Origin of the sequence: Novosphingobium sp. Fuku2-ISO-50 (genome assembly GCF_001519055.1) — a bacterium.
Taxonomy (GTDB): domain Bacteria; phylum Pseudomonadota; class Alphaproteobacteria; order Sphingomonadales; family Sphingomonadaceae; genus Novosphingobium.
On sequence record NZ_KQ954292.1, the window covers coordinates 1 to 24,191 of the forward strand.

General features: G+C 61.5%; 19 protein-coding genes. 7 read left to right on the forward strand and 12 right to left on the reverse strand.

Annotation, left to right across the window (positions count from 1 at the left end):
• Window positions 1–62: 62 nt before the first annotated feature.
• The 4 genes from AQZ50_RS11410 to AQZ50_RS11425 all read right to left on the reverse strand — a co-directional run bounded on the left by AQZ50_RS11410 (window position 63) and on the right by AQZ50_RS11425 (window position 3,976).
• On the reverse strand, window positions 63–536 hold the full coding sequence (locus tag AQZ50_RS11410) for a hypothetical protein (protein WP_231730242.1): 474 nt from the start codon (window positions 534–536) through the stop codon (window positions 63–65).
• A complete protein-coding gene (locus AQZ50_RS11415) occupies window positions 518–937 on the reverse strand; it encodes a hypothetical protein (RefSeq protein WP_067746737.1) in 420 nt (139 codons plus the stop codon). Before AQZ50_RS11415 ends, AQZ50_RS11410 begins: the two co-directional genes overlap by 19 nt.
• 8 nt (window positions 938–945) lie before the next feature.
• Window positions 946–1,848 (reverse strand): ArdC family protein, encoded by a 903-nt coding sequence (locus AQZ50_RS11420; RefSeq protein WP_067746601.1) that lies wholly within the window; start codon window positions 1,846–1,848, stop codon window positions 946–948.
• A 103-nt stretch (window positions 1,849–1,951) separates the two neighbouring features.
• Complete coding sequence (locus AQZ50_RS11425) at window positions 1,952–3,976, reverse strand: ParB/RepB/Spo0J family partition protein (protein WP_067746602.1); 2,025 nt, start codon at window positions 3,974–3,976, stop codon at window positions 1,952–1,954.
• A 220-nt stretch (window positions 3,977–4,196) separates the two neighbouring features.
• Here AQZ50_RS11425 and AQZ50_RS11430 point away from each other — a divergent pair, with 220 nt between their 5' ends.
• A complete protein-coding gene (locus AQZ50_RS11430) occupies window positions 4,197–4,511 on the forward strand; it encodes a type II toxin-antitoxin system MqsR family toxin (protein WP_008067945.1) in 315 nt (104 codons plus the stop codon).
• A 1-nt stretch (window position 4,512) separates the two neighbouring features.
• Complete coding sequence (locus AQZ50_RS11435; RefSeq protein WP_067746603.1) at window positions 4,513–5,004, forward strand: type II toxin-antitoxin system MqsA family antitoxin; 492 nt, start codon at window positions 4,513–4,515, stop codon at window positions 5,002–5,004.
• A gap of 21 nt (window positions 5,005–5,025) precedes the next feature.
• Here the strand turns inward: AQZ50_RS11435 and AQZ50_RS11440 are convergent, their stop codons facing one another.
• Entirely contained in the window at window positions 5,026–9,138 is a 4,113-nt protein-coding gene (locus AQZ50_RS11440) for a strawberry notch family protein (protein ID WP_231730243.1), read from the reverse strand.
• A gap of 468 nt (window positions 9,139–9,606) precedes the next feature.
• Here AQZ50_RS11440 and AQZ50_RS11445 point away from each other — a divergent pair, with 468 nt between their 5' ends.
• From AQZ50_RS11445 to AQZ50_RS11455, 3 genes are all read left to right on the forward strand, one after another.
• Window positions 9,607–9,924, forward strand: coding sequence for a hypothetical protein (locus AQZ50_RS11445; protein WP_156427334.1), 318 nt, complete (start codon window positions 9,607–9,609; stop codon window positions 9,922–9,924).
• Window positions 9,925–10,204: 280 nt separating this feature from the next.
• Window positions 10,205–11,839 (forward strand): ATP-dependent nuclease, encoded by a 1,635-nt coding sequence (locus AQZ50_RS11450; RefSeq protein WP_067746738.1) that lies wholly within the window; start codon window positions 10,205–10,207, stop codon window positions 11,837–11,839.
• Window positions 11,836–12,984: a UvrD-helicase domain-containing protein gene (locus tag AQZ50_RS11455; protein WP_067746606.1), complete on the forward strand. Its 1,149-nt coding sequence runs from the start codon at window positions 11,836–11,838 to the stop codon at window positions 12,982–12,984. Before AQZ50_RS11450 ends, AQZ50_RS11455 begins: the two co-directional genes overlap by 4 nt.
• A 118-nt stretch (window positions 12,985–13,102) precedes the next feature.
• Here AQZ50_RS11455 and AQZ50_RS11460 read toward each other — a convergent pair whose 3' ends face one another.
• From AQZ50_RS11460 to AQZ50_RS20475, 7 genes are all read right to left on the reverse strand, one after another.
• The gene (locus AQZ50_RS11460) at window positions 13,103–14,668 is read right to left on the reverse strand and encodes a hypothetical protein (protein WP_067746607.1); all 1,566 of its coding nucleotides are present in this window, start codon (window positions 14,666–14,668) and stop codon (window positions 13,103–13,105) included.
• 444 nt (window positions 14,669–15,112) lie between these two features.
• Window positions 15,113–15,403, reverse strand: a complete 291-nt coding sequence (locus AQZ50_RS11465; RefSeq protein WP_067746608.1) for a ribbon-helix-helix domain-containing protein — start codon at window positions 15,401–15,403, stop codon at window positions 15,113–15,115.
• 4 nt (window positions 15,404–15,407) lie between these two features.
• Window positions 15,408–16,055 carry a ParA family partition ATPase gene (gene parA, locus AQZ50_RS11470; RefSeq protein ID WP_067746609.1) on the reverse strand — a complete coding sequence of 216 codons (648 nt, stop codon included), beginning with the start codon at window positions 16,053–16,055 and terminating at the stop codon, window positions 15,408–15,410.
• 82 nt (window positions 16,056–16,137) lie between these two features.
• The gene (locus tag AQZ50_RS11475) at window positions 16,138–17,331 is read right to left on the reverse strand and encodes a helix-turn-helix domain-containing protein (RefSeq protein WP_067746610.1); all 1,194 of its coding nucleotides are present in this window, start codon (window positions 17,329–17,331) and stop codon (window positions 16,138–16,140) included.
• A 506-nt stretch (window positions 17,332–17,837) separates the two neighbouring features.
• Window positions 17,838–19,187 carry a surface lipoprotein assembly modifier gene (locus AQZ50_RS11480; protein WP_156427335.1) on the reverse strand — a complete coding sequence of 450 codons (1,350 nt, stop codon included), beginning with the start codon at window positions 19,185–19,187 and terminating at the stop codon, window positions 17,838–17,840.
• A gap of 78 nt (window positions 19,188–19,265) precedes the next feature.
• The gene (locus tag AQZ50_RS20470; RefSeq protein WP_156427336.1) at window positions 19,266–20,147 is read right to left on the reverse strand and encodes a transferrin-binding protein-like solute binding protein; all 882 of its coding nucleotides are present in this window, start codon (window positions 20,145–20,147) and stop codon (window positions 19,266–19,268) included.
• A gap of 31 nt (window positions 20,148–20,178) precedes the next feature.
• Window positions 20,179–20,793, reverse strand: coding sequence for a hypothetical protein (locus tag AQZ50_RS20475; RefSeq protein WP_156427337.1), 615 nt, complete (start codon window positions 20,791–20,793; stop codon window positions 20,179–20,181).
• 386 nt (window positions 20,794–21,179) lie between these two features.
• Between AQZ50_RS20475 and AQZ50_RS11495 the strand changes: the two genes are divergently transcribed.
• On the forward strand, window positions 21,180–22,811 hold the full coding sequence (locus AQZ50_RS11495; RefSeq protein WP_156427338.1) for a DUF6065 family protein: 1,632 nt from the start codon (window positions 21,180–21,182) through the stop codon (window positions 22,809–22,811).
• 15 nt (window positions 22,812–22,826) lie between these two features.
• Window positions 22,827–24,083: a phospholipid carrier-dependent glycosyltransferase gene (locus AQZ50_RS11500; protein WP_067746614.1), complete on the forward strand. Its 1,257-nt coding sequence runs from the start codon at window positions 22,827–22,829 to the stop codon at window positions 24,081–24,083.
• The last annotated feature ends 108 nt before the right edge of the window (window positions 24,084–24,191 follow it).

Consider the following 24,191-nt stretch of genomic DNA (forward strand, 5'->3'; position numbering starts at 1 on the left):
AGAGATCAGCGCTTTGGGGAACCCACTTTGTCAACAGGACCTAATCCTAGTAGGGACATTGTTCACACCGAATGGCCCCCGCACTCTGACGCTTCGCCACCATTTTGATCATTAGCTGGAACAGGCGGAGGGCATGGTGCCATCCCAAACTGACCCAGCAAATCCCGCAACGATTCCTGCTGCTGAAGTAGCGCGTCGACACAATCCGCAGCGCTATCGACGCAAGCATCGTGGTCAGGATCGCTCATGTCCAGCACCTGCGCGACAGCTTGCAGGAGTCGGAGCATAGCAGGTGCCCGAGCCATAAGGCGCAGATTGGCGAGTGCCTCATCATAACGGCGGGTTCCAGCCTGCCGGACCGTGCCGATGCAGGTGTAGCTGCGGGTCACTGGATCCATGGCCGTGATCTCTGCAACCCAATGGAACGGCCAGTCGGCGGTGGTGCGGCAAAGGCTGCCTTCGCGCCATTCGCCAGAGGTGGGCAATCGGAACATAATGATCTCCAGAGAAAGCACGATCAGGCGGCTTCGAGCCAAGGCTGATCGACAGGCTGATGGATAGGGGCAAAGCCGAGGCGCGCAGCGGAGGCCTCGAAAGTCGGCGCGATGCTAGTGAGCCAACGGCGGGCGGGGCCGGAAACATCGCTCCATTCGCAGCGTATGCGGTAATCGCGGTCGATCCGCTCACCGATCCAGACGGCGGCTTGGCCGTCGAGGCAGGTCAGGCCGATGTCGGCATAGGGATTGCGCAGAAGCACCCGATGCGCGGTCCCCCGCCAGCGGTGGATAGGATCGAAGGATCGCATATCCCGCTGCATGTTCGTGCGGATCGCTGCCACCAGATCGAGATAGGCCGGATACCAGTCAGCGGGCGAAATGCCGGACATGATGCGGCAGGCAGCCTGTGCGCCGTCAGGCCAGAAGGAGGCGATGGCCACGGCGCGCCTCATGCAGCCAGCGGCAAAGGCGCCACCGCCGCCTTGTGCGCCGCGTGGATCCAGTCGGCGGCGGCCTGCGCCTGCGCGGCGGCATTAAAGATCGCCTTGGGATCGTGGCGTAAGGCACCCAGCCAACTGGCGAGATAGGCGGCGTGGTCTGGCCGAGGCGTGTAGGCGAGCCCTAGATCAGCCATCAGGTAGCTGGCGCCAAGTTCGGCGACCAGTTCCTCCCGCGCTCGAATGCTGCGTTCCTTATGGTAGTCGCGCAGCGTCTCACGGGCTAACCTGTCCACATGTCCACTCGCGTGGCAAACCTCATGTGCGAGTGTGGACACGAGGTCGAGGTCATGGTCGAAAGCCGTGCGCTCGGGCATGAATACCTTGTCGATGTCGGGGCGGTAATAGGCGTCATGCAGGCCATACTCGACCGGGACGCCGAGCCCTTCGAGGAAGGCCAGCGCATCGGCGACCGAGGTGGTGATGGGCGCAACTTCCTTCTCGGCGGCATCTTCGGCGCCGTCCACCTGATCGCGGTTGAAGACGACGAAGCTGCGCGCAAAAAAGCGGGCGCGGCTGTCACCTTCGCCGCTCGCTTCGACGGGCGCATCGCCGCGCTCGACTTTCTTCCAGAGAATGACATGGGTGCCAATCTCACCCTTGCGCACCTGCCCGCCATGGGCGCGCCACTGCTGATAGGTTGCCCAAATGCCCGAGGCGTAGCCGCAGGCATCGGCGGTCGCCCAGAGGACGAGGCGGTTGATGCCGGAATAGCGCCGGCCAGCCACGCTGGTCGGGCGCATGACCGGCGCGCCGGAATGGTGCCAGGGCATCCGCCATTCGCCCGCGCCGGATTCGATCGCGGCGACAAGCTGGGTGGTGACGGTGGCGTAGATGTCGTGACGGGGCTTCATGGGATGGTCTCCTCCTGATCCGAGCCTTGCTCGCAGGTTCGCCATCCTCCTCCCGCTCTGGTACGGAAGGAGGATGGGTTCGGTGGCTGTTCGAGGTTGAGGGTCAGGCCGCTTGGCTGAGCGGGTCGTCGGCATCGTTCTGGTTGGCCGCGTCGAGCGGCAGGTCTTCGGCATCCGCATGCCCGTCGTCGAGGGTCATCCCGCCGTCGAGCGGGTCGCCAGCAACACCGTCAAAGCGCATCACATCGGGCACCCAGGCGAGCGCCTTGGCCTTGATCTCCGGCTCGATGATCGTGTCACCCGAACACAGGCGCGCGGCAGCGGTCGCCAGTTCGGTCTTTTTCGCCGCCGCGTAGCGCAGGGCGATTTCGGGATCGAATTGCCCGAGGATGCTGAGGATCTGCGCCTTCTTGATGCGGTCGAAGAAGTTTTCGGCACCCGGGCGCCAGTGCTGGGCCATGTCGATGCCAATCTCGGCACCCAAGCGGCTCTGGAAGGAGCAGGCGTGTGTGCCGCTGACAAGGCTCGCCTTGAGGCTCTGGCTGACGGCATAGGCGAGCCAGCCCGCCTTCACGCTATCGTCCAGCAACCGGAAGGCGAGGAAGGAGGCGAAGCTGTCCTCCTCGCTGGCCCAGTCATTGGGCAGGTTGGCGCGCTGCTGCTCGAGTTCGGTCACCGCCGCGCTGGCCGGAATGCCGGTCAGGCCCGAAGGCTCGTTGCGGTCGGTAATGCGGATGGTGCAGCCCGTGTCGGAGTGGCCGAAATGCCCTGCAGACCCAAGCGCCAGGCTGAAGATCGCCAGATCGAGCGCCAGCGCTGGATCATGGGCGATGTGGAGCGCCAGCACGTCGCGGCGATCCTTGGACATCTGCTCTTCGAGCGAGCGTGGGAGGCTGGCCGAAGGCGCAGGTTCCTCGCCCTCGGTCTCGGCAGTGCCCACGGGCTCGCCCGATGCGGAGGGCCGCCGCGTGGGCTTGGTCGAGGTGTAATAGGTTTCCAGCAGGCGCGGCTGACCATCCTTGCCGAGCACGAGGAAGGTGCCGACGTTGGGCTTGTCCTCTTCGGGGATGAGCAGGTCGGTGTCGCCGAGCTGGTCATGCTCGGTATCGAGCGCGTTGTATTCCGACTCCAGCGCCTCGACATTATCGCCTTCATCGGGTGCGTCGAGGATCTCTGCGATCTCGGTCATCCGGTCAGAGATTTCCTCCATTCGGGCCTGAGCTTCGGGGCTGGGCTCGGCCCGGCGCGGCCAATAGGCGTGCAGATCCTTGGTCTCGTCGTAGGTGACATGGGTCGCCAACGTCGGCTTCACCCAAGCAAGCTTGGAGCCGAGTTCGGCGACCTCGGCCTCATGCGCCAGCTTCTTGGCGGCGAGGTCCATGGCAAGATCGCCATCGAGCCAGCGGCCTTCGCCCTCGGCGGCAAAGAGGTCGCGCTCGATCCGGCCACCGCAGGCGACATATTCGGCCTCGCCCAGAAAGCGGGCGATGGGGTGATCGGCCGAGAGGCTTTCCTCGGCAATCGCGCGGCGGATCGCCTGCGGATTGTCGGCCTGCCAACTCGTCGACAGGCGCTCCCACGCTGCCGCCTGCCGCTCGCGATCATCAGTCGAGCCATAGGCCATGGCAACGTCGAGCGTGATTTCACCAGCGGCGAGCGCAGCGAAGATCGGCCCGGCCAGATCAGCGAGGCGCAGGCGGCCCTGGACGTGGCGGACCGTGACGCCGAATCGACGCGCCACGGCTTCAGCGTCGGCGCCGCCATCGACGATGTCGCGATAGGCCCGTGCCTCGTCTGCTGGCGTCATGGCTTCACGGATCAGGTTTTCGGCAAGGCTGATCTCGCGCGCGGCAGCGTCTTCGCTTTCGCAGAGTCGCACGTCAATCGCGTAATCCTTGGGCAGCACGCCGCGTTCGATCAGCAGGCCGATCGCGCGCCAGCGGCGGCCACCGGCGTGGACATCGTAGAGGGTCTTCTTGCCCACAGAGGGGCTGACGATCAGGGGTTGCAGCAGGCCGTGTTCGGCGATGCTGGCGGCCAGGGCCTCAAGGCCCGCGTCGCCATTGGCCTTGCGAACATTGCTCTCGGAAAGACGCAGCTTGGCGTGCGTCAGGGTGGTGGACTGCATGATAGGGTCTCCCGCGCTGGGGTCGAGAGGCCCGGATCATGGAGACGCTTTCGCCTCCAGGGGGCCTCGCCCCCATGGCTTTCCCCTTTTCTCTGGGCGTTTGTTTCCTCACGGCTCGTGGGGCGCTAAGGCAGCGATCCGAACAGTTTGCATCGCCGATTCCCCCGTTCAGCCTTGCAAAAGCGCCTCTTGAAAAAATGACCTTTAAGGTGTAGTAGACATGCCGGTAAAGCGGACCCCGCACCATGACCTCAAAGCGATCCAGGCCAAGTTTGCTGATGTGGACACGCTTGAGATCACGAGCAAGGCGGCTCGCGATGCCCAGAAGATCGGCTATTCGCTCGAGGATATTGTCGATGTCGTGCAGGCGCTGGAACCGGGTGATTTCATCAAGTCCGAGACCGCGCACAACCCGCCGAACCATCGGCTGTGGCACGACACCTACAACATCCCTTGCGATGGCCTCTGGTTGTATCTGAAGTTTGCCGGCGAGACATTGATCGATGTCGTGCTGACATCCTTCAAGGAGGTTTGAGATGAGCGAGACGCGAATTCACCCAGAGACGGGCCAGGAACTGCGCCGCGACACGCGCCCGCAGACGGTGTGCGTCGGCTCGCTCTCGCGCGTCGTCGACGTGCCGGGCTGGTATCCTGATGGCGATGGGGACGCCATCCATAGCGGCGAGGATCTGCAGGCCTTTGACGAGGCGTTCAAGGAACTGCGCGAGGCCTATGCTGCACGCATCAAGACTGTGCGGAAGAAGCTCGGCCTGACCCAGGAAGAGGCTGGCGTCATCATTGGTGGCGGTAAGCGGGCTTTCCAGAAGTATGAAAGCGGCCGCACGCCGCCAAGTGACGCGGCAGTGGGCCTCATCGAGATACTGGCCCGTCATCCCGAGGAGGTCGCAACTCTGCGGTCGTTCCGCATGGTGACACCAAAGGCGATGACGCCGGATCCGCGCTCTTCGGGTGCGCCCTCGCCTATCGACAAGCGCATCAAGCGCGGTGTTCGCAACGCCGCGGCTTGATCGCTTGCTTCTGAGTTATCGCTAGGCCGCCAACGCTTGAACGATCTCCCGAGCATTGTTCACCGGCATAAACAGCCGGGTCTGATAGGCGATGATCTCGGTGAAGCAGCCCTTGGCCTTCCACGATGGCAACGCGCGGGGATCAAAGCCCACGACCTCAAGCCGCTGCTCGCCATTCACACGCGATCGCTTGAGGCTCGTGCCAGACAAGGCATCGATAGGCACCACTTTGCCTGCGAGCGCCGCCTCCACCAGTTGATCAGGCGAGAGCGCGATGCGATCGCCGATGCCCAGCTTGTCGAGCAGCATGTTGACCGCCTCAGCGGGCACGATGCGGCCGAGCAGTGACCGGCCATCCTGTGTGACAAGGCGGCGGACCTGCGCCTCGTCACCCAGAAGGTTCCAGATCGGCAGCAGGCGACCGGTCGCGAGGTAGAAGCGCTCGGTGTAAGGCTTGGTGGCCAGATCATCGGCTTCGACCTGCCAGGCCTGCTCGAAAGCCTCGCGCTCACAATCGTCCCAGTGGCTTTCGGCCAGTTCATCGGCGGTGATCCAACTCCGCCCGCCGGGGCGATGCAGCGTGAAGCTGGCGACCGGCGTGCCATCATCCATCAGGCGGGTTCGCTCAGGGATCAGCAGCGCCACGCGCGAGGACCGGCCATTGCGCAGCAGCCGGGTCTTGGGGCCGATGCGCTTGGCGATCTCGGCGAGCGGCGTGAACTTGGGCGCCCATTGGGCTTCGAGCGTGAGAAGCTGGGTCGAGGCGCCATTGGCATCCTCGCGCAAGATCCGCTCCTCGATGATGGTGAGCTTGTCGGCCACCAGCGTCTCGACGCCCGCGTCGAAAGTGCCCGCCTTGCGCGCTGCATCGATCCGTGCCTCGACCAGCCCAAGGAATTCATCGAAAACGGCGTTCTGAAGCGCGATAGGCAGGGCCAGAATACGATTGAGCCAGCGCTGGATGGGCGGGAGGTTGTCGGTCAAGCAGCCCTCCTGCTCGAGCTGGAGGCCGGTGCGCTCGCAGAAATCGGCAAAGGTGATGCTGGTGAGCTTGCCTTGATGCATCAGATGATACCAGCGGGTCAGCGCCTCACGGGCGTAATCGCTCTCCAGGTTGTCGGCAGGATCGAACAGGTTCTGCCCACCCGTCTGCCGTTGGCCGCGCGTCAGCGCGCCAAGCGCATCGAGGCGACGGGCAATGGTCGAGATGAACCGTCGCTCGCCGCGGCAATCGGTGGTAACGGGGCGGAACACCGGCGCCGATGCCTGATGGGTGCGGTTGGTCCGGCCAAGGCCCTGAATGGCGCGGTCCGCCCGCCAGCCCGGTTCCAGCAGGAAGTGCATCCGGCGCTGCTGGTTCTTTGCATCGAGGCTGGCATGGTAGGATCGGCCCGTGCCACCCGCATCTGAGAAGACGAGGATGCGCTTGGCCCCGCCCATGAAGGCGTTGGCGTCGGCCAGCGACTGGTTAGCGGTGCGCGATTCAAGCCGCTGACTGCCATCGGGCAACGTCACGAGACGGCGCGTCCGGCCAGTGATCTCGGCCACCGCATCAGTGCCAAACCGGGAGATGATCGCGTCGAGCGCGGGCACGATGGGCGGCAGCGCGCCCAGCAGTTCCAGCGTTTCGGCTTTGATCCGCAGCGCCTCCTGTGAGTGAACCGGATTGCCCGCCTCATCAACCATAGGGCGCGAGCGCTCATTGCCGTCCTCATCCCAGTAGCTTTCCATGGCGCGCGTCGGGAAGGCATTGTCGAGATAATCCGCGACGATCTCGCGGGGCGACAGGTCGAACTGTATCTCGGCCCGATCCTCGGCAGAGAGATCGGCAAGGCGCCGGTCGAGCAAGGCTTCGGCGGTCGAGACCAGTTGGATGACGACGCTGTGGTCGGTGGCCAGTGCGTCCTCGATAGCGGGAAGCAGTGAGGGCAGTTTCATCGACAGCAGAAGCTGGCCGAAGAACCGCTGCTTCGAGCTTTCAAAGCGCGAGCGCGCCGCTGACAGCGCCTTGCCATTGAGGGTCTTGCCCTCAAGCGGATCGGTGACCCCCGATGCGCCCAGTGCCGCCTCAAGGTTGCGATGGATGATCGCCCAGGCATCGGCATAGGCGTCGAAATCGGCGATCTGGCGCGGGGTCAGCGCATGTTCGAGGATGTCGTACTCGACCCCAGCATAGGACAGCGCGCGTGCAGTATAGACGCCCATGGCCTTCAATTCGCGGGCGACCAGTTCCATCGCCGCAATGCCGCCTTCGCGAATGCGCGCGATGAAGGAGGTGCGATCGGGAAAGGCCGTGCCTTCGCCCCAGAGGCCAAGCCGCGTGGCATAAGCCAGATTGTTCACGTCGGACGCACCCGTGGCTGAGGCATAGATCACCCGGGCGCGCGGCAGGCGGTTCTGCAATTCGACACCGACGATGCCTTGCTGGGAACCTTTGGTGGCGCCGAACCGTCCTTCACCACCGGCAACACCGCCCATCGCGTGGGCCTCATCAAACAGGATCACGCCGTCGAAATCCGGCGTCAGCCACTCGAGCAATTGCTGGAGGCGAGTCTTCTCGCCGGTGCCGCTGCGCAGCGTGGCATAGGAGGCAAACAGGATGCCATCGGCCTGTCGAATCTTCGCTTCGGGCTTGATCTTGGATAGAGGTTGAATGTCGAGCGCGATGCCGCCAAGCGCCTGCCAGTCGCGGCGGGCGTCCTCGATCAGGGCATTGCTCTCGCTGATCCAGAGATGGCGGCGGTGGCCCCGCAGCCATTGATCCATCAGGATCGAGGCAAGCTGGCGACCTTTACCGGCGCCAGTGCCATCACCGAAGAAGAACCCGCGTCGGTAGCAGGCACCTTCAGCATCGGGCACCAGTTCGAGCCCGCGTTCCGGTACGCGATAACGGCCAGCAAGATCGGATGAGGTCGCATCGAGCGCATGGACCAGCGTTTCAAGCTGGGCGCGGCTTAGCACGCGGTCGCGGATCACCTTGGCGGGAAGCTGGGGGACGTAGCTGGGCGCTGGAAGCGCGACCGAGGCCATGGCTGCGGATTCCACCAGTTGCGTCGGGTGATCCGCTGCATCGCCAAAGACCAGGCGTTGCGGACGATAGGCGACATAGACGCCGATGGCCTGCTCGGCGTCGGCGATTGTGTCGCGGACGGTGTAGGCGAGAGGGATGGCGCCGTTGGCGTCGTTGCTCCGCTTGGCTGGCTGGAATGTTGGCGCGGCGGAACGGAATCCACCAAGCAAGTGCCCGGTGGATTTGGAAGGCTGAGCCGGTGGCGCGGTCACAAGCGGCAATTCGGATACGACGCGGCGTCGCGCCGGAACCTTGGACAGGAACGGAAGCAGGTCTGCAAGGTTCGTTCGGTTGATGACTGTGGTACCGATCGCGCCGGCGCGCTTGTCGATCACCAGCAGGCGGATCGGGATCGAAGTGCCTTGTTTGGCAAAGGCCCCTTCAAGTCGGGCATGGAATGACACACTCGCACCTTGCAGCGCGCGCTGGAACAATTCCGCTCGGCGACCTTGGGGCTGAAAGCTATCGGGCATGATGGCAACGAGTCGGCCATCGGGTTTCAGAACACCCAAAGCTGCTGCCAGATGGCGCGCTGCCGTGGTGGGATCTTCGAGGCCAGCGGCATTGCGCGCAAATGGCGGGTTCATCAGCACGACGCTGGGGCGCTGCGTCAGATGGACGCCAATGCGCGCAGCATCAAAGTCGGTCACTTGCGCGGTGGGGAACAAGTGACGCAGTATCTCCTGACGGACTGGATCGATCTCGTTGAGATGGAGGCTGGCAGCATGTCTGGCCCAGATCGCCAGCATTCCGGTGCCAGCGCTGGGTTCGAGCACCACGTCGTCGGATTGGATGTTTGCAATATGGGCCGCCAACCAGGCCAGTCCAAGTGGTGTCGAGAAGTGCTGATGCTCGACCTGCTCTTCACTGCGGACCGTTTGGGTCGGTAGGCGGGCTTGGAGATCGTTGAAAAATGCGAGTGCCTGCTGGACAGAGAGCCGGATCGATTGCTCTTGAAGCCATCGGATTACGGCCATTTCCAGCATCTGAAAGCTGTCGCGTTGGGACCATGCCCCCACGGCCGAAGTGAAGCCAGTAGCGGCCTCCATGGCCGAATTGAGCATCCTGCGGGTGACCTTCTCACCCCCAGCTATATGCGGCACTAAACTGCTGGCGGCTTCAGCAAGCTGGCCCACATACGCTGCGGGCTCCTGGTGGCAGTGAGGCATAGGAAATCCTTTCGGGTTCAGGGAACTCGAAAGCCTTTCCTCCCGCTCTCACTTTGACGTCTAACGACCAGAGCAGGCCATTCATACCCGCTCCAACAACCGTCCAATTTTGTCGGTCACTGCTGATCAGGCTGGTCGAAGCGGCTATCGCTATGCTTCCCCAACCGTTGCCTTCGACCCAAGCGTGTGCACGTGGTGCTCGTGGTGAACGCCACCGACGCTTCACTTACGCCTCGATTACGCTGCCTACAAAAGGTACTAAGCGATTGCTTTCCGCTGCTCGCGCCTTTGTCTGTTGCAGGACGATCGATTCTGTACGCATTAATCCGGGCAGGGTGGCAGTTGACACGTTGGGAGTGCCTAATGTTCTTTACAGAAGACGAATTGCGGATGGTGGTGGCTTGGGCGGTGTGGCGGACGTCGCGGTCACTCGGGATAATAAGTGATGACGTTGAGTACGCGCCTGTCGATGCGGTAGCGATCATCTCCCATTCCAAGGGCCACCGGGAAGCACTGACGGAGTTCGCGGACGCCTACTGTGCCTGGTATCAGTTCCACTTGGAGATCTATCGACAGGGCAAGAGCGGAAATCTGTCATCGCAGGAGACCGATGAACTCCGCCAATTGATCGATCGCCGCGATGCGGCTCGGAGGGCGCTGATCGACATAACTCCCGTTTGACCGATCGCGACCAGAGCACGAACAGCGCTACGCGGGAGGGTCACTTGGGGTAACGTAGCGTAGTTTTTGAAAGGCTTTGGGCGGGAATATGTTGCCGTTCGACCATGGGAGTTCCTTAAACAGAAAGGAACTCATCATGGATTTTTAGACCACTATTCGGGCAGGCGATCCACGGATCGACGACAGATATGATTGAATTCAGCAGCACGATCTAGGATTGTCGGCACAAGCGGAGTTACGTCATAGCGGCGTCGTGCGAGCTAAGCACGGAGGGGGGCAGATGAGGATCGAGAAGGTAAAGATTACCAACTTCAAGTGCTACGAGGACACCTTTACCCTGAAGCTGAATGAAGGCCTGAACGTGATCGTTGGCGCGAACGAATCGGGCAAGACTACGATCCTCGAGGCGATCCATCTCGCCCTCACAGGGCTTCTGCATGGACGACCGTTGAAGAATGACGTGACGAGCTACCTATTTAACCTCGCAGCGCAGGACAAATACGTCAAAAGCCTTGGCACCGCCGCCCCACTGGCGCCTCCTACAATCACCATCGAGTTGTTCTTCTCGGGGGATTCCCCCGAACTCGCCGCGCTAGAGGGGGACGGAAACTCTGAGAAAGCTAAGTGCTCCGGCGTCGTGTTCCGCATCGCTTTCGATGAAGACAATTACAAGGATCCTTATGCAAAACTGCTAGACACCGGCAGCCTGACTTCAATACCGGTCGAATACTACACGACGACGATGCGCTCGTTCGCCCGCGCTGGAATCACCGCGAGGAACATCCCGATAAAGTCAGCCCTAATAGACTCGTCCAGCGCGCGGCTTCAAAACGGATCGGACCTATACGTCTCCCGCATTATCCGCGACGCGCTCGAGGAGAAGGAACGCGCGTCCATTTCGCAGGCGCATCGGAAGCTGCGGGAGGCATTCGTGTCCGACGAGAACTTGAAGCTGATTAACGAGCGGATCACCGATGCTGCCAAGATCAGCAAAAAGTCAGTTAGCATCTCGGTCGACCTCTCCTCCCAGAACGCCTGGGAGAGCAGCCTGATGACCTACATCGACCTCATACCCTTTCACTATATCGGCAAGGGTGAGCAGTGCATTATTAAGACGAAGCTGGCGCTTAGCACCAAGAAGAACGCTGAGGCGACGGCGATCCTCCTGGAGGAACCGGAGAACCACCTGTCGCACACACGGCTTAGCGCCCTAATCAAGGACCTGACAGAGGAGCACGGCACGAAGCAGATCATCATCTCGACCCACAGCAGTTTCGTTGCGAACAAGCTCGGTCTTGACCATCTCATCGTGATCCGCGCCGGCGCGTTAGCTAGGATGGCCGACATCAAGGCTGGCGACTTTTTCAGGAAACTCGCCGGCTACGACACACTCCGACTTGTACTCGCGGAGAAGGCAATTCTGGTCGAAGGCGATTCCGACGAACTCGTCGTGCAGCGAGCCTACATGGACGCGAACGACGGCCGGCTCCCGATCCAGGATGGCATTGACGTCATCTCTGTCGGCACGGCGTTCCTTCGATTCCTCGAGATTGCCGAGGCGCTGGAGATTCCAACCGCCGTGGTCACTGACAACGACGGCGACGTTGCGGCTGTCGAAAAAAAGTACTCTGCCTACAAGGGATCAAAGGCGATCCGGATCTGTTTCGACGATGTTGAGGACGGCGGCGATCTCATGGCGGGCAAGAAACCGTACAACTACAATACCCTCGAGCCGAAACTGCTTAAGTCGAACAGCTTCGCGAAACTGAAGAAGATCCTCGATGTCGACCTCGACACCGAGGATAAGCTCCGGCTTCACATGCGGTCGAACAAGACCGAGACCGCGCTCGCCATCTTCAACGCCGACGACAAGATTACCTACCCGGATTACATCTTGAAGGCGTTCGCGCCGTGATCGGCGACAACAGGATCATCATTGCCGCAGCTGGATCCGGCAAGACGACGTACCTCATCGAGCAAGCGATGAAGGTCACCGACGCACGCGTGCTGATCACGACCTATACCGAATCCAATGAAGCGGAGATCCGTCAGAAGTTCTTCGAGATGGTTGGGCGCGTGCCCGCCCACGTGACGATCATGACTTGGTTTAGCTTTCTGATCACCCACGGCGTGAAGCCGTTCCAAGGATGCACCTTCAACTTCGATGTAGCGGGGATGGTGTTCGCGGTGACCCAGTCCGGTATCAAGACCGTGGTGAACGGACACCCCATCCCATATGCCGAGACCGAGTTTCGAAAGCACTTTTTCGACCGGGTCGGCCGAGTCTTCTCCGACAAGCTCCCGAAGCTAATGATCCGCTGCAACGATAACAGCGGTGGCTCTGTCATCGACCGCATAGCGCGCATCTTCCCGCACGTGTTCGTTGACGAGGTCCAGGATCTTGCGGGATATGACCTCGACATCTTGGCTGCTCTCGCGCGAAGCCCCGCCCGGCTGCTGATTGTGGGCGATCCCCGGCAAGTAACCTACCTCACGCATCACGAGAAAAAGTACAAGAAGTACTCTGACGGCGGCATTGTGAGGTTCGTGCAGAGCGAACTTCGCAACGTCCCGTTCGCTATCGACGAAGCGACGCTGGGCCGCTCGCATCGCAACAGTGCGCTAATCTGCACGGCATCGTCGCGACTCTACCCGGAACTCCCGGCGAGCACCGCCTGCGAATGCGAGAGGTGCCGGTCCGGCGCTCCGGCAAACAGCGGTCTCTTTCTCGTCAAACCTTCGGACTACGCTCATTACATTGCCAGTGTGAAGCCGATGCAGCTGCGCGACAAGTCAACTAGCGTTGGTGTCGATCCGAATGCACCGGTGATGAACTTCGGCGAGGCGAAGGGCCGCGGCTTCGATCACGTCATAATATTGCCAACTCAGCCGATGAAGGCGTGGCTAAAGAACCAAAGCAGCAAGCTTGCGTCGCAAAGTAGGGCGCGGTTCTATGTGGCATTGACACGAGGTCGCCACAGTGTCGCGATCGCAACTGATTGGAACGGCGCACCACTTCCTGACGGCTTCGAAATTTATCAGCGACCAACAACTGATTAATATCAAAGGCTTCGGTCGCCGATAGGACAGCTGCGGCCTGTGCAGCGAGGTCCGCAGCGTCGTTGCACCCAACTGATCGGCAAGGCTCGTGGTAGGAAACGGACCCACACCCCGCCTTTTAGTCCTGTTCGAGAAGTGACAAGTCCGGGTCACTATTTGGGGCGGGCGTCATTTCGTCCCGCACGAAATGCTTGTCGAAGGCGGTGAGCAAGCCCTTGTCCCGGGTTCCCTTGATAGCCTTTCGCACCTCGGGTCCTAGCTTCAGATCAATGGTGTAACGGGTCGGCCTGATTGCCGCTTTGGCTCGCTCGAACTTGGCAAGGGATTCATCGCTGAGCGCGGCTGTAGCCCAAAACTCGAAATGCAGGGCCAGCTTCGCGAAATCGGGATGGCGGCGCAGCGCGGCGTAACAAGTCGGCACGTTATGCTCGAGCCAGCGGTCGAACTCTGCCTCCGGGACCGTTGCCCAAGGGCTGTATCCCTTGCATTCGATCAGCGTAACCAGCTTGTTCCGGTTGACGGCGACGACATCTGCCTCGGCCTTGGCATCCGGCTGCCCCTCCTTCGACGGAGCCTGGAAGTTCTGATTGAGACGTATATCGGAAGCGATCGTCAGGCGTGCAATTTCGCCGGAAATGAATTCGAACAGAGTTCCGCGCAACTGGTTTGTAGCGCCGTCAATTTTGCTGAGCTTGCTAAACAGGATCTCGAAGCGGGCGGGATCGATGGCGGAATGCGCGGCACGGTGTAACACGCTGGTCAGCTCGGAAAGCGCCTCGGCGATCTCCTCGCCAAACAGCGACTTGGGGGTCGCAGGTATGACGCCGTAGCTTTTAAGCAACCTAAACGCGCCGGGCGTGAAACGCTCGGCGAGCAGGATCTGCATGCACGGCCCCACCTTGCGAAGCGCCCGCAGCATTGTGCATTTGCGAATAAACGGCGCGACACCCGTTTCGGTCATCTCTTCGCCGTGATAGATGTCGCAAGCAACGAACCCGGGCGTGAGCGTGCCGTCCGCCTTGGTGCGCATCATATGTCCGAGATAGCACGGAGCGCTGAGATCCCACGTGAATGTTCCGACTCGAGGAAGCTCCTTGTCGGTACGCAGGGCGACTTTCTCGTAGCTCGCGATACCTAGATTGCGCAGCCAGTCCTTGACTGCTGCGAGCATGATCCCCTCTGTGATGAGCCGGGCACGCATCAGTTCAGGTTCGGGTCGGTACTCGCCGTCGCGCTGTATCAGCGCAACGCAGTCGCCGATCCCCGGCACCGGTTCGATACGCACGAGATTGGCGTTCCTGAGCCGGACCAGAATAGTCTCGGGCGACAGTTGTCGCTGCTGGCGTACCGGTGAGCCGCACACGATCGAGAACTGTCTTTCAGAGATTATGCCCCCCCGCTGCCGCAATGCGGCGATCGCGAAGCCGTAGGCGGAATTGGTGACGATCAGCGCGTCGGCAAGGTTGTTCCAGTATTCATAGGAGGCAAACTGGTGGTTGAGGTAGATCAAGCTCGCCTTGTGAGGAAAGACAAGTCCTTGGAGCCGCTTCACGTCCTGCCCGCCACGCGAGATGCGCTTCCGGGCTGCCACCGGGCTCATCCCCTTCTCGCAAACCAGATAACGGGCAATGTCGCTCGAAAGCGCAGGGCCGTTGATTTCGAGAAATTCGATTATGGGGTCCATCGAAATCACCTGTTGGCAGCCTGTCACACAGCGCTATTAATAACTTACGTATATGGATGTGTCCTCTTTTTTCGACAATCCGATTTTGCATTTGATTCAAAAAGGAAAAATCTCGGAAATTGACCTGATCGGAACCTTGCGCGTCACAATGTGAGATCGTGATCCGTCACACGGTGCGCATTTTTTGCGGTCAGCCTGTACCGCGACACCCTGCCGCCCTGGCGCAATTCAATGTACCTCTGGTGTTGCACAGGGCTGGTATCATTCGGGAGCTTCTTTATCCGTCGGCGGCTCAACTCGTCTTGCCGCGAGAAGCTGTCAGTCCGCATCCGCCCGCGTTGATCGCTTCAGGGTCTAAGGTAACCGAACACGCGAATGCCCAATCTTAAAAGAAGCGGACATTCGACGAGCAGGACAGGCATTACAGCTTTGTCCCAATCATGATCATTCCCCCACCGGACTTTGTCCATATTTACGGAGGACATCATCAAATGCCTCGGCCATCAGTTCCTGAAGGCTAAGGCCGTGTTTGCGGGCGCAAACATGCATCGCCAGCGACATTTCCAGCGAGAAGTAGCCTGCGATGGCCTTGCGACCGGCCCGACTGTTCGATCGGGGCGGCGCGCTAATAGACACTGTTGTTGCGACCGCCCCTTCATTGTCGGGCGCGGCAGGCTTGTGTTGCGGTTTGGGGCTGGCCTTGGGCTTGTCGGCAAGATTGGCAAAGCGGCTCATCTGCTCACGCCCCCTCTTGTGGACTTGTGGACATGTTCACTTGTGAGATGGTCCACTCGTGAAGCGCGGCAATCTCGGCGGCAGCCTTGCCCGCAGGCTCGAACTCGATCACCGAGGCACCCGCTGCACTGGCATGGCGATAGATGGCACGGTCGGGCAGGATGTTCGGGCAAGCATCGATCCCGAAGCTTTGGACCAATTCGATGGCCTCCTCGTACATACGCGGCGCGTGAGGCGGGCCAGCGGTGAAGACCACTAAGGCGGGTTTGTCGAACAGGTTTACCAGACTGACCGTAGTCTTGATTGCTGCGAGATCAAAGGCGCTTGGGCGGCAGGGGATCAGCACCAGATCAGCAGCCTCGACCGCCCTGCTGGCAGCACTATCGGCGTGGGGCGGCGTATCGATGACGATGAAGGTTGCGCCTTGGCCCTTAGCGGCATCGACCTTTGCCTGAATACGCGGCGGAGCGCTGTCGATCACCTCCGGCGCCTTGTCCGCGCGCCATGCGCCCCATTGGCTCGCTGTGGCCTGAGGGTCGGTGTCGATGATGAGCGCGACGGCGCCCGTGGCTTCGGCGGCGGCGGCAAGGTTGACCGACAGGGTGGTTTTGCCGGAGCCGCCCTTCTGACTGACGATGGCGATTATAGTCATGGTGATTTCCTTACCCGTTCACATGTGGACGTGTGGGCTTGTGAGAGTGCGGACCTTTGGACGCGTGAGATGCTGAACAGGTTCAACTATCCGATGCGACGCGGCGCTCCATGCTGACCACCAGCCTCGCGGCGAGATTGGCCAAAGGCCCAGCCTGGGGCTCGACTGCCTCCACAAGTAAAGTGGCCTCTGGCGGCACATGTTGGACATTGCGCTCCGTTGCCCGGAAAAGCCCCGCAAGGTTCACTCCTGCCGAGCCTGCCCGCCGCACCATGCCCGCCAGACAGCGTGCCGGTGATGCCACCCGGTAGCGATGGCCAACCGGCAATTCGGCATTCCGGTCGATCAGTAACACGCTGAGCGCTGCCCGTTCCCGCCCGAACTGCTGGCAAGCCCGGCCCCAGGTGTTCTGGGTAATCCCAAGCCGCCCGCAACTGCGCCACGACGCCTCGACAAGGTTGGGCCAGGTCGGCCCGCCCAGCGACTCGACGATGCCGCGATAGCTCTCGGTGGCCACGACCAGCGCGGTCGCGGGCCGGATGCGCTCAAGCGGATCGCTGGGCCGCGCGGTACGCCTTCGTGATGAGTTTTTGTCTTGTATATTGCGTGCGCAGTTTTCTTCCGGCGCGTCGGAAGTTTTTAGCGCACGGGGCTCTGGTTCAGTTGGACATTCGATAGCAGCAAGCATGGCGGACAATGCCTCGCGGATGGCAATCAGGCGGTCGATGCTGGTGATCCGTGCCGTGCGACCATCGGGCAGGATGGTCTCGGCCCGCTCGCGCAGACCCTCGTCACCCGCCTCACGAATGCGCTGGCCCAACTGACGGATTTCAGCGCGGCATTGCTGGATGGCTCGGGCCTGCAATTCCAATGCCTCCGCCTTGGCCTGCATCTCGACAAAGCGCTCGACCAGTGGGGCCAGATTGATGCCTGCTGCCCAGACCACGATCCCGTCTTGCCGATCACCAGCGCGCTCACCGTTTATCCCGGCGTTGCGGATGATGAAGCCAGCCTGCTCCAACTCGCGCTCAGCTGAATTGATCGAGCGCGGGGTCAGTCCTAGCTGCTCGGCAAAGCGGCGGGCCTGCGTCCAGACCGCGCAGATGCGGCCTGACAGGTAATCCCCGTCCATGGTCTTGAGGACGTAGTGCCGCACCAGCGCCACGGCGGTGGAGGACAGGCCAAAGCCCGGTCGTGCCACCTGCTCGAACAGACGCAGCAGATCGAAGCGCCCCACGCCCGCTGGTAGCCCCCTATGGGCAAGGGTGGTGCTCATGGCGCCCCTCCTCACCAATGATGCTTGTCACGCAGTCTTGAGAGCGATAAGATTCCGCTATAGCCGCACAGCTATTCCAACAACCGCTGCGAAGGGTTGCCGCCCTTCCAGCGGTTTTTCGTTTGTCAGGCGAGGCCCCCTTGCCGGGGTCATGTTTGGACAAGACGCGAGGCGCGATTTGTGCTAAACAATACCCACCAAAGGCTTTTGCGTACGCAGGCAGAGCGTACATCAGAAGCTCTCGTACAAAGCTCGTACACGGCAATTTTGGAGGCTTGATTTTATCGCGTAATTTCAAATCACTTACGCGAAATCGCCAATCCCCTTCACACGGGTGGGGTCGCAGGTTCAATCCCTGCCGCGCCCACCATAAAACCCCGCAAGCATGGGGCTTTATGGTGACGGCCGCTCTTCTCGATATACAATTTGCGGGCCGCTCGGGTATCGCGGCGCGATCCGGGCTTGCGAGGCTGGGCCGCATTTGCGAGGCCGCGTTGGCAATCCGATCAGAATGAAGCGGTAAGCCCCAGTTCGAAGCGGCTTCTTTTGAACGTATAGAGGCTGATATTGCTGTCATTCTTGATGAATGTATAGGCAATGCGCGGCGTCAGCCCATGAAAGTCAAAGCGTCGCTCCAACAGTGACAGTTGCACCGCATACTGCTTGTCGCGCCTGATCCCTGAAAACGTCGCCGTTTCAAACGCTGTCAGGGGCGAATCATAATCCAGTTTTGTAAAGGCCGGCGCGATGCTGGCAGTTATCCCGCCGGGGAATTCGCGGATATAGGCCAATCCGAACTGCCATGAATCGAAGGCATAAGCTGGATCCCTGGCCCCCTGCCAGCCCGCCGTGATCGCGCCACGGACATAGCTTGACGTTGTCGGGGTATAAAATGTGCTCAGGCTCACCGTTTTTCCGAGGCCGTTCTGCGACAGGTTCTGATCGTAATCGACCCGGTTGACCGCGCCGCCGACCCCGACCCCGAACCGGGGGCTGACATAATAGGTGGCATCGGCGCTCGGGCCATAGGCCTTGGTATAGCCCCTGTCGCCGTACCAGCGGCGGGCAAAATTGCCGAGCAAGTTGAGATCCCATCGCTTCAAGGTCAGGCGCGGGCCGGTGTAAATGCTTGTCGTCATGTCATCGAAATCGGTCTGGCGGTATTGCGAACGGTGCAATTGCGCGCCGATGCGCCATTTTGCGCGTTTGCCCACCTGCGGGGCCCATTCCATATTGGTATCGAGCATGACCCCGACCCCGCTGTTCGCCTTGGCGCCGGGCGAAAGCTGAAACGGAAGGCCATAGAGCGTCACCGCGTTGGTGGCGGGCCCGGCATTCAGATTTGTATCCGGCGCAAGGGCGATGGCAAAGCCATAGGAAAAGGTCTTGCGCTGGCGAACGGCGCCGAGATAGCGATCGATATTGGCGCGCACCGCCTTGGGAATCTTGCCGGCGCGGGCATACATGAACTGGCGCTCGGCTTCGCTGTAACGACCGCTCAGATAATAGGCGCGGCCCATTTCCAGCCGCACGCGCACCGCGCCGGGTTCGGACACGAGAATGCGGCGAAACCGGCTGATCGCACTGTCGTAATCCTGGTCATGAATATCGAGCATCCCGAGCAGGAACTGGACCTGATTGTCCCGGGCGCGTTCGCCATAAGGCTTTTGGGCCAGCTCGGTGAGGATTTTGCGGGCCTCGTCAAACGCATTCTTCGTGATGAGAATCTCGGCCTGCAACAGCCTGTCGTCTGCGTGATGCTCTGGCTGCGCAACCGGCGCGACGGTTGATGGCGTGGCAGCAGGCGCCGTAGCCACAGCAGCTTGCGCCAGAATGCACGCGGTCAGTCCGATCACCAAATCTCTCAGGCCATGAAGTGTCAGGGCGATTCGTCGGGGGTGAGAAGCGAACCGCCGCTTCCCACCCCCGCACGATCAGTGCAGCGTGCCGCGATAGGCGGCAACCGCCGCTTCGCCTTCGCCCCGCATCGCCTCGATGTCGGCCGGCAGATAGCCGATACGGGCATAATTCACCCGCATCAGCCCATCGGCATCGACCTCTACCGCATCGCTGAAACGGCGATCCTCAAGAAGATCCTGCGCCATGACGCCCACGAAGCGGTGCGCACCGCCAAGGTAGCGCCAGCTATAGAGCTTCAGCCCATTGGGCAAAGTGCCGGCCGCAACAATGTCCTGCTTCAGCCGCCGGTCGGACGGAGTCGCCTGCTTGGCGCCCAGCGAGCCCAAAACAGCGACGCTGTTGGTGCCGCCACTCAGGCTGAACACGCCGGCAACCTCCTGCGCAGTGGGGCCATAAAACGATCCGGCCACGCTGCCAGTGGCCCCTGCGATGTTGAACGCGGTTCCGGCACCGCCGGTCACGTTCGTAGTGCCCGAGAAGTTCGAGCCGCTGATCGTGGCAGTAAGCCCGATATTGTTGACCGTTCCCAGTTGCGTAGCACCACTTCCGCTGTTGTTCGTGCTGTAAGCGGTAATCCCGGTAATCGATCCCGTGATCCCGCCAGTGCCGAAATTGGCGGTAAGGCTCGAAGAGCCATAGAATTCACCGGCGGTGTGGGTAGCATTCGGCTGCACCACATAACCAACCGCGCCGCCCGTGTAGGTTGCACTGCCGGTTGTCGGCATCGACGATGTTGGCGTCTGCCCGGGCTGCCCTCCGGCGAAAGCCCCCGCATATTTCGGCAGGCAGCTGGAATTGTTGTCGCATGGGGCAATGCTCCACACGCCAAAGCTGGTGTAAGCCAGCCCGACCGCGCCGGCGTAATCTTCGAAACTGCCGCCTCCCGCTGTCGTCACAGCAGAATCGGTGCTGCTCGTGATTGTCAAGTCACCCTTCGTCACCCCGGTTTGCCCCAGCTTGGTGACGTCGTGCGCGAAGTTGCCCGATCCGCCGTATTGCGCGGTTACCGTGCCGCCCGGGGTTGTGAAACTCACGGTTCCCGTAAAGCCGGCCAAGCTTGAATCGGTGGTTTGCGAATTGCTCCCCGCTACCCCGAACAGGCTTGTGTTGGGCGTTGCAGCGGGCGCCGACTGCGTACCCGAAAGCGTCGCGCTCACCGTCTTGAACGTGCTCGTCAACGTAGTGGGCGTGGGTGTCGGTGTCGGTGTGGGCGTCGGCGTGGGCGTCGGCGTGGGCGTGGGCGTCGGCGTGGGCGTGGGCGTGGGCGTCGGCGTCGGCGTGGGCGTCGGCGTCGGCGTCGGCGTCGGCGTCGGCGTGGGCGTCGGCGTCGGCGTCGGCGTCGGCGTGGGCGTGGGCGTGGGCGTCGGCGTGGGCGTCGGTGTCGGTGTCGGCGTGGGCGTGGGCGTCGGCGTCGGCGTCGGCGTGGGTGTCGGCGTGGGCGTGGGCGTGGGCGTCGGTGTCGGCGCGGCCGTCGAATCCGAACTGCTGGCGATCGCAGCCGCCCCGCCGCCGACTGCAGCCAAGCCCAGAAGCTGTATCCACAGGCCACTGCGACGCTTGTGCTTCTTGGCGCCCGCATCGGAAGTCTGGCCTTGCGGGGAATCGCCTGAAACCTGCTGAGATGCCGCAAGGGCGGGCGCGAGTGCCATCGATGAAACTGCGGCCAGAGTGACAACCCTGCTTGCAAGTACAAATTTCCGTGACATTACAACCTCCCCCAAGAATCTCAGTAAACCAAAACGACTTTCAGCCATAAATACGAAAGCTTCCGGCCAATGGCAACATGGCACCGTACCGCGCCACCCGTATTTGACACAGGTCGACTACCTTACATATTGCAGCCAAGGAAACGCGTTGATTTAGCGCAATGCCGGAGGCAATTGTTCTTGGCATCCTGACAAGCTGCGGCGAACGATTGGAACAATTTCATGGACTTGAAATGCTTCGTTTTTCCGGGATGGGAGCCGCGCATCGTCCCCGCCTCGTCCAAGCGGGGATGGATGGATGCCGCGCCCGAAGCATTTCCCTATCGCTGCCTGCCGCTCGGCATTGCCAATTCCTATGGCTGGGACATCCTTTCCCCCTGCGGTTTTGAAGCTGAATGGAATGGCGGCATCGCGCCCGAAGATGTCGTGGTGCGCCCGGACCCCGGCGCGCGCGATCATGAAGTCCCCGTCGCGCTGTTCGGCCTCGGCACATTCACCATTCACATTCAGGGGCTGTTCCGCACCCCGCCGGGCTGGAACATGCTGGTCAGCGGCCCGCCCAACAGCCCCAAGGACGGCATCGCGCCGCTCAGCGGGATCATCGAAACCGACTGGTCGCCCTATACTTTCACGATGAACTGGAAACTCACGCGCCCCGGCCATGTCGTGCGCTTTGAGGAAAACGAGGTCATCGCGCATATCTTTCCGATCGAACGCAAGGTCATCGAGACGATCACGCCCCGCGTCCTGTCGATCAACGAAGACCCGGATCTCAAGGCATCGTTTGAAGCATGGTCGCGCTCGCGCGATGCCTTTCAGCAGCATGTGCGCGAAACTGCGCCGGAAAAGCCGTCCGACAAATGGCAGAAGCTGTATTATCGCGGATTGCCGCCCGAGGGGGGCTGTCCGTTTGCCGAGCACCAGTCCAAACTGCGTCTGCACGAATTTGCCGATGCGATCCCCGTTGAACCGGCAAGACCGGCCGAGCCAGTACCGGTCGCGCCGCCGGAACGCTCCGAAGCCGACTGGAAAATCGCGAAATACGAATGGCTGTTTGAAACGATGGAGCGCCAGCGCGCGCTGTCGAGCGCGGCCAGCGACATCTTTCGCGTTTCGGGCATAACCGGCGACGAATTTCTCGACAATTTCTATGCGCCGGGCCGCCCGGTCATCCTGTGCGATGCCATCGCCGACTGGCCGGCCTTGCACACATGGACCCCGCGGTACTTGCGCGAGCGCATCGGCAGCGCCGTGATTTCGTATCAGGGCGCAAGGCAGGGCAATGCCCGCTTTGAGCTCGACAAGGATGCCCACGGGCGGGACATGCCCTTTGACGCATTCATCGATCTGATCACATCGTCTGCGGGCAACGACACCTATCTGACTGCCTATAATGCCGCACGCAATGCCCTTGCGCTGGCGCCGCTGGCGCCTGACCTCGGCGCGCTCGAGGGCATTCTCGACCATCGGGCCGGAGAAAATCCGGGGCTGATCTGGATCGGCCCAGAAGGCACATTCACCCCCCTGCATCACGACCTGACCAACAATCTGCTGGTGCAGATCGCAGGGCGCAAGCGGGTAATCCTGGCCTCGCCGGCCGAGACGCCCAAGCTGTACAACCACCTTCACGTGTTCAGCGAAATCAGCGATCTGACCGATCCCGATCTCGATCTTTCAGCCCATCCCCGACTGAAGGACGTCCGCCTGCTCGAAGTGGTGATCGAGCCGGGCGAAGCGCTGTTCCTCCCGATCGGCTGGTGGCATCAGGTGACCGCGCTCGATTTCAGCATTTCGTTGACCCACACGAATTTCGTCTGGCCAAACAAAGGCTATGCCGAGCATCCGGCGCGGTGACAGGCCTGTATTCCCATGACTGAGCGCCCCGCCCCGCAACGCCGTTTTCACGCCCTGTTGGCCGCCTTGCTCCTCGGCCTGGGCAGCTTTGCGCTGTTTGCCTGGCGCATCGGTCAGCCGGCGGCGGTCTATTTCGACGAGACCCATTATGTCCCCGCCGCGCGGGCGTTGATCACGCACGGCGGACCGGTCAATATCGAACACCCCCTGTTTGCCAAGACGATGATTGCAGCGGGCATCCTGCTGTTCGGCGACAACAGCCTGGGGTGGCGCCTGCCGAGCGCGTTTCTGGGCTCGATCAGCATTGCGGCCGTGTTCTGGATCGCGCTGATGATGTTCCAAAAGGTGCGTCCAGCCGTGCTCACCGCGCTTTTGGTGGTCTTCGATCAGACGTTTTTCATTCAGGCGCGCATTGCCATGCTCGAAATGCCGATGACCGCATGCGTGCTGCTTGCTGCGGGCTGTCTGATGCAGGGCGCGCGCGCATCGGCAGGGGGGCGGCGCTGGGACTATGCCGGCGCGGTCCTGCTGGGGCTGGCGGTCGGTTCGAAATGGCTGGCCATTCCTTATGCGGCGCTTTTCTTCGCGGCCTCCGGATGGTCGAAATCCCGGGCGCACGCGCATGAGGCGGGCGCCATCATCGACCATGTCCTGCCCGATGTGGCCAAGCTCGGCCTGGTCAGCGTGCTGACCTATCTGGCGACATTCTGGCCCGCCTTTTTCTATACCCACGATGCGATGACGCCCGGCCATCTTTTGGGATTCCAGTTCGAGATGCTGCATGCGCAAAGCGGCCACATGCAGGCCCACCCCTATCAGAGCGACTGGTGGCAATGGCCGCTGATGCTGCGCCCGATGTGGTATCTCTTTGAAAAAGTGAATGGCCGCTATGAGGCGGTGCTGCTGATCGGAAACCCGGTCATCTATTGGGGCGGGCTGATCATCGCCGCCGTTGCGGCAAGCGGCTGGCTGCGCCGACGATCCGTGCAGCTTCAGGCGGCGCTGGGCGTCTATGTGTTTTCGCTGGCGGTGTGGATCCTGATCCCGAAACAGATCGGGTTCTTCTATTACTACAATTCTTCGGCCATTGCGCTGTGCCTGGTCATTGCCAGCTTTCTGGAAAGCCATGGGCGACGCGGCGTGCGCGTGCTGACGTGGTTCACCGCGTTGTCCGGCGCGATGTTCATCTATTTTTACCCGATCATTTCCGCGCAGTCGTTGCCCGCCGACGATACCTGGACAGGCTGGGTCTGGATGAAAAGCTGGTACTGACCGGGGGATGATCCGACCGGCCGCACCGGACCAATGGGTAATTTCCGAAGCTGCCCCGAGCCTGCCCATGGCGATAAACAAGCCCCCTGAAGCGCGACCGTCGCGGCT

What these genes read in the sequence shown, in the direction of transcription:
- AQZ50_RS11435 (WP_067746603.1), top strand. Translation starts at nt 4,513, where the DNA reads ATGAGCGAGACGCGAATTCACCCAGAGACGGGCCAGGAACTGCGCCGC.
- AQZ50_RS11430 (WP_008067945.1), top strand. Translation starts at nt 4,197, where the DNA reads ATGCCGGTAAAGCGGACCCCGCACCATGACCTCAAAGCGATCCAGGCC.
- AQZ50_RS11450 (WP_067746738.1), top strand. Translation starts at nt 10,205, where the DNA reads ATGAGGATCGAGAAGGTAAAGATTACCAACTTCAAGTGCTACGAGGAC.
- AQZ50_RS11475 (WP_067746610.1), bottom strand. Translation starts at nt 17,331, where the DNA reads ATGAGCACCACCCTTGCCCATAGGGGGCTACCAGCGGGCGTGGGGCGC.
- AQZ50_RS11460 (WP_067746607.1), bottom strand. Translation starts at nt 14,668, where the DNA reads ATGGACCCCATAATCGAATTTCTCGAAATCAACGGCCCTGCGCTTTCG.
- AQZ50_RS11425 (WP_067746602.1), bottom strand. Translation starts at nt 3,976, where the DNA reads ATGCAGTCCACCACCCTGACGCACGCCAAGCTGCGTCTTTCCGAGAGC.
- parA (WP_067746609.1), bottom strand. Translation starts at nt 16,055, where the DNA reads ATGACTATAATCGCCATCGTCAGTCAGAAGGGCGGCTCCGGCAAAACC.
- AQZ50_RS11445 (WP_156427334.1), top strand. Translation starts at nt 9,607, where the DNA reads ATGTTCTTTACAGAAGACGAATTGCGGATGGTGGTGGCTTGGGCGGTG.
- AQZ50_RS11500 (WP_067746614.1), top strand. Translation starts at nt 22,827, where the DNA reads ATGACTGAGCGCCCCGCCCCGCAACGCCGTTTTCACGCCCTGTTGGCC.
- AQZ50_RS11440 (WP_231730243.1), bottom strand. Translation starts at nt 9,138, where the DNA reads ATGCTCAATTCGGCCATGGAGGCCGCTACTGGCTTCACTTCGGCCGTG.
- AQZ50_RS11420 (WP_067746601.1), bottom strand. Translation starts at nt 1,848, where the DNA reads ATGAAGCCCCGTCACGACATCTACGCCACCGTCACCACCCAGCTTGTC.
- AQZ50_RS11495 (WP_156427338.1), top strand. Translation starts at nt 21,180, where the DNA reads ATGGACTTGAAATGCTTCGTTTTTCCGGGATGGGAGCCGCGCATCGTC.
- AQZ50_RS11465 (WP_067746608.1), bottom strand. Translation starts at nt 15,403, where the DNA reads ATGAGCCGCTTTGCCAATCTTGCCGACAAGCCCAAGGCCAGCCCCAAA.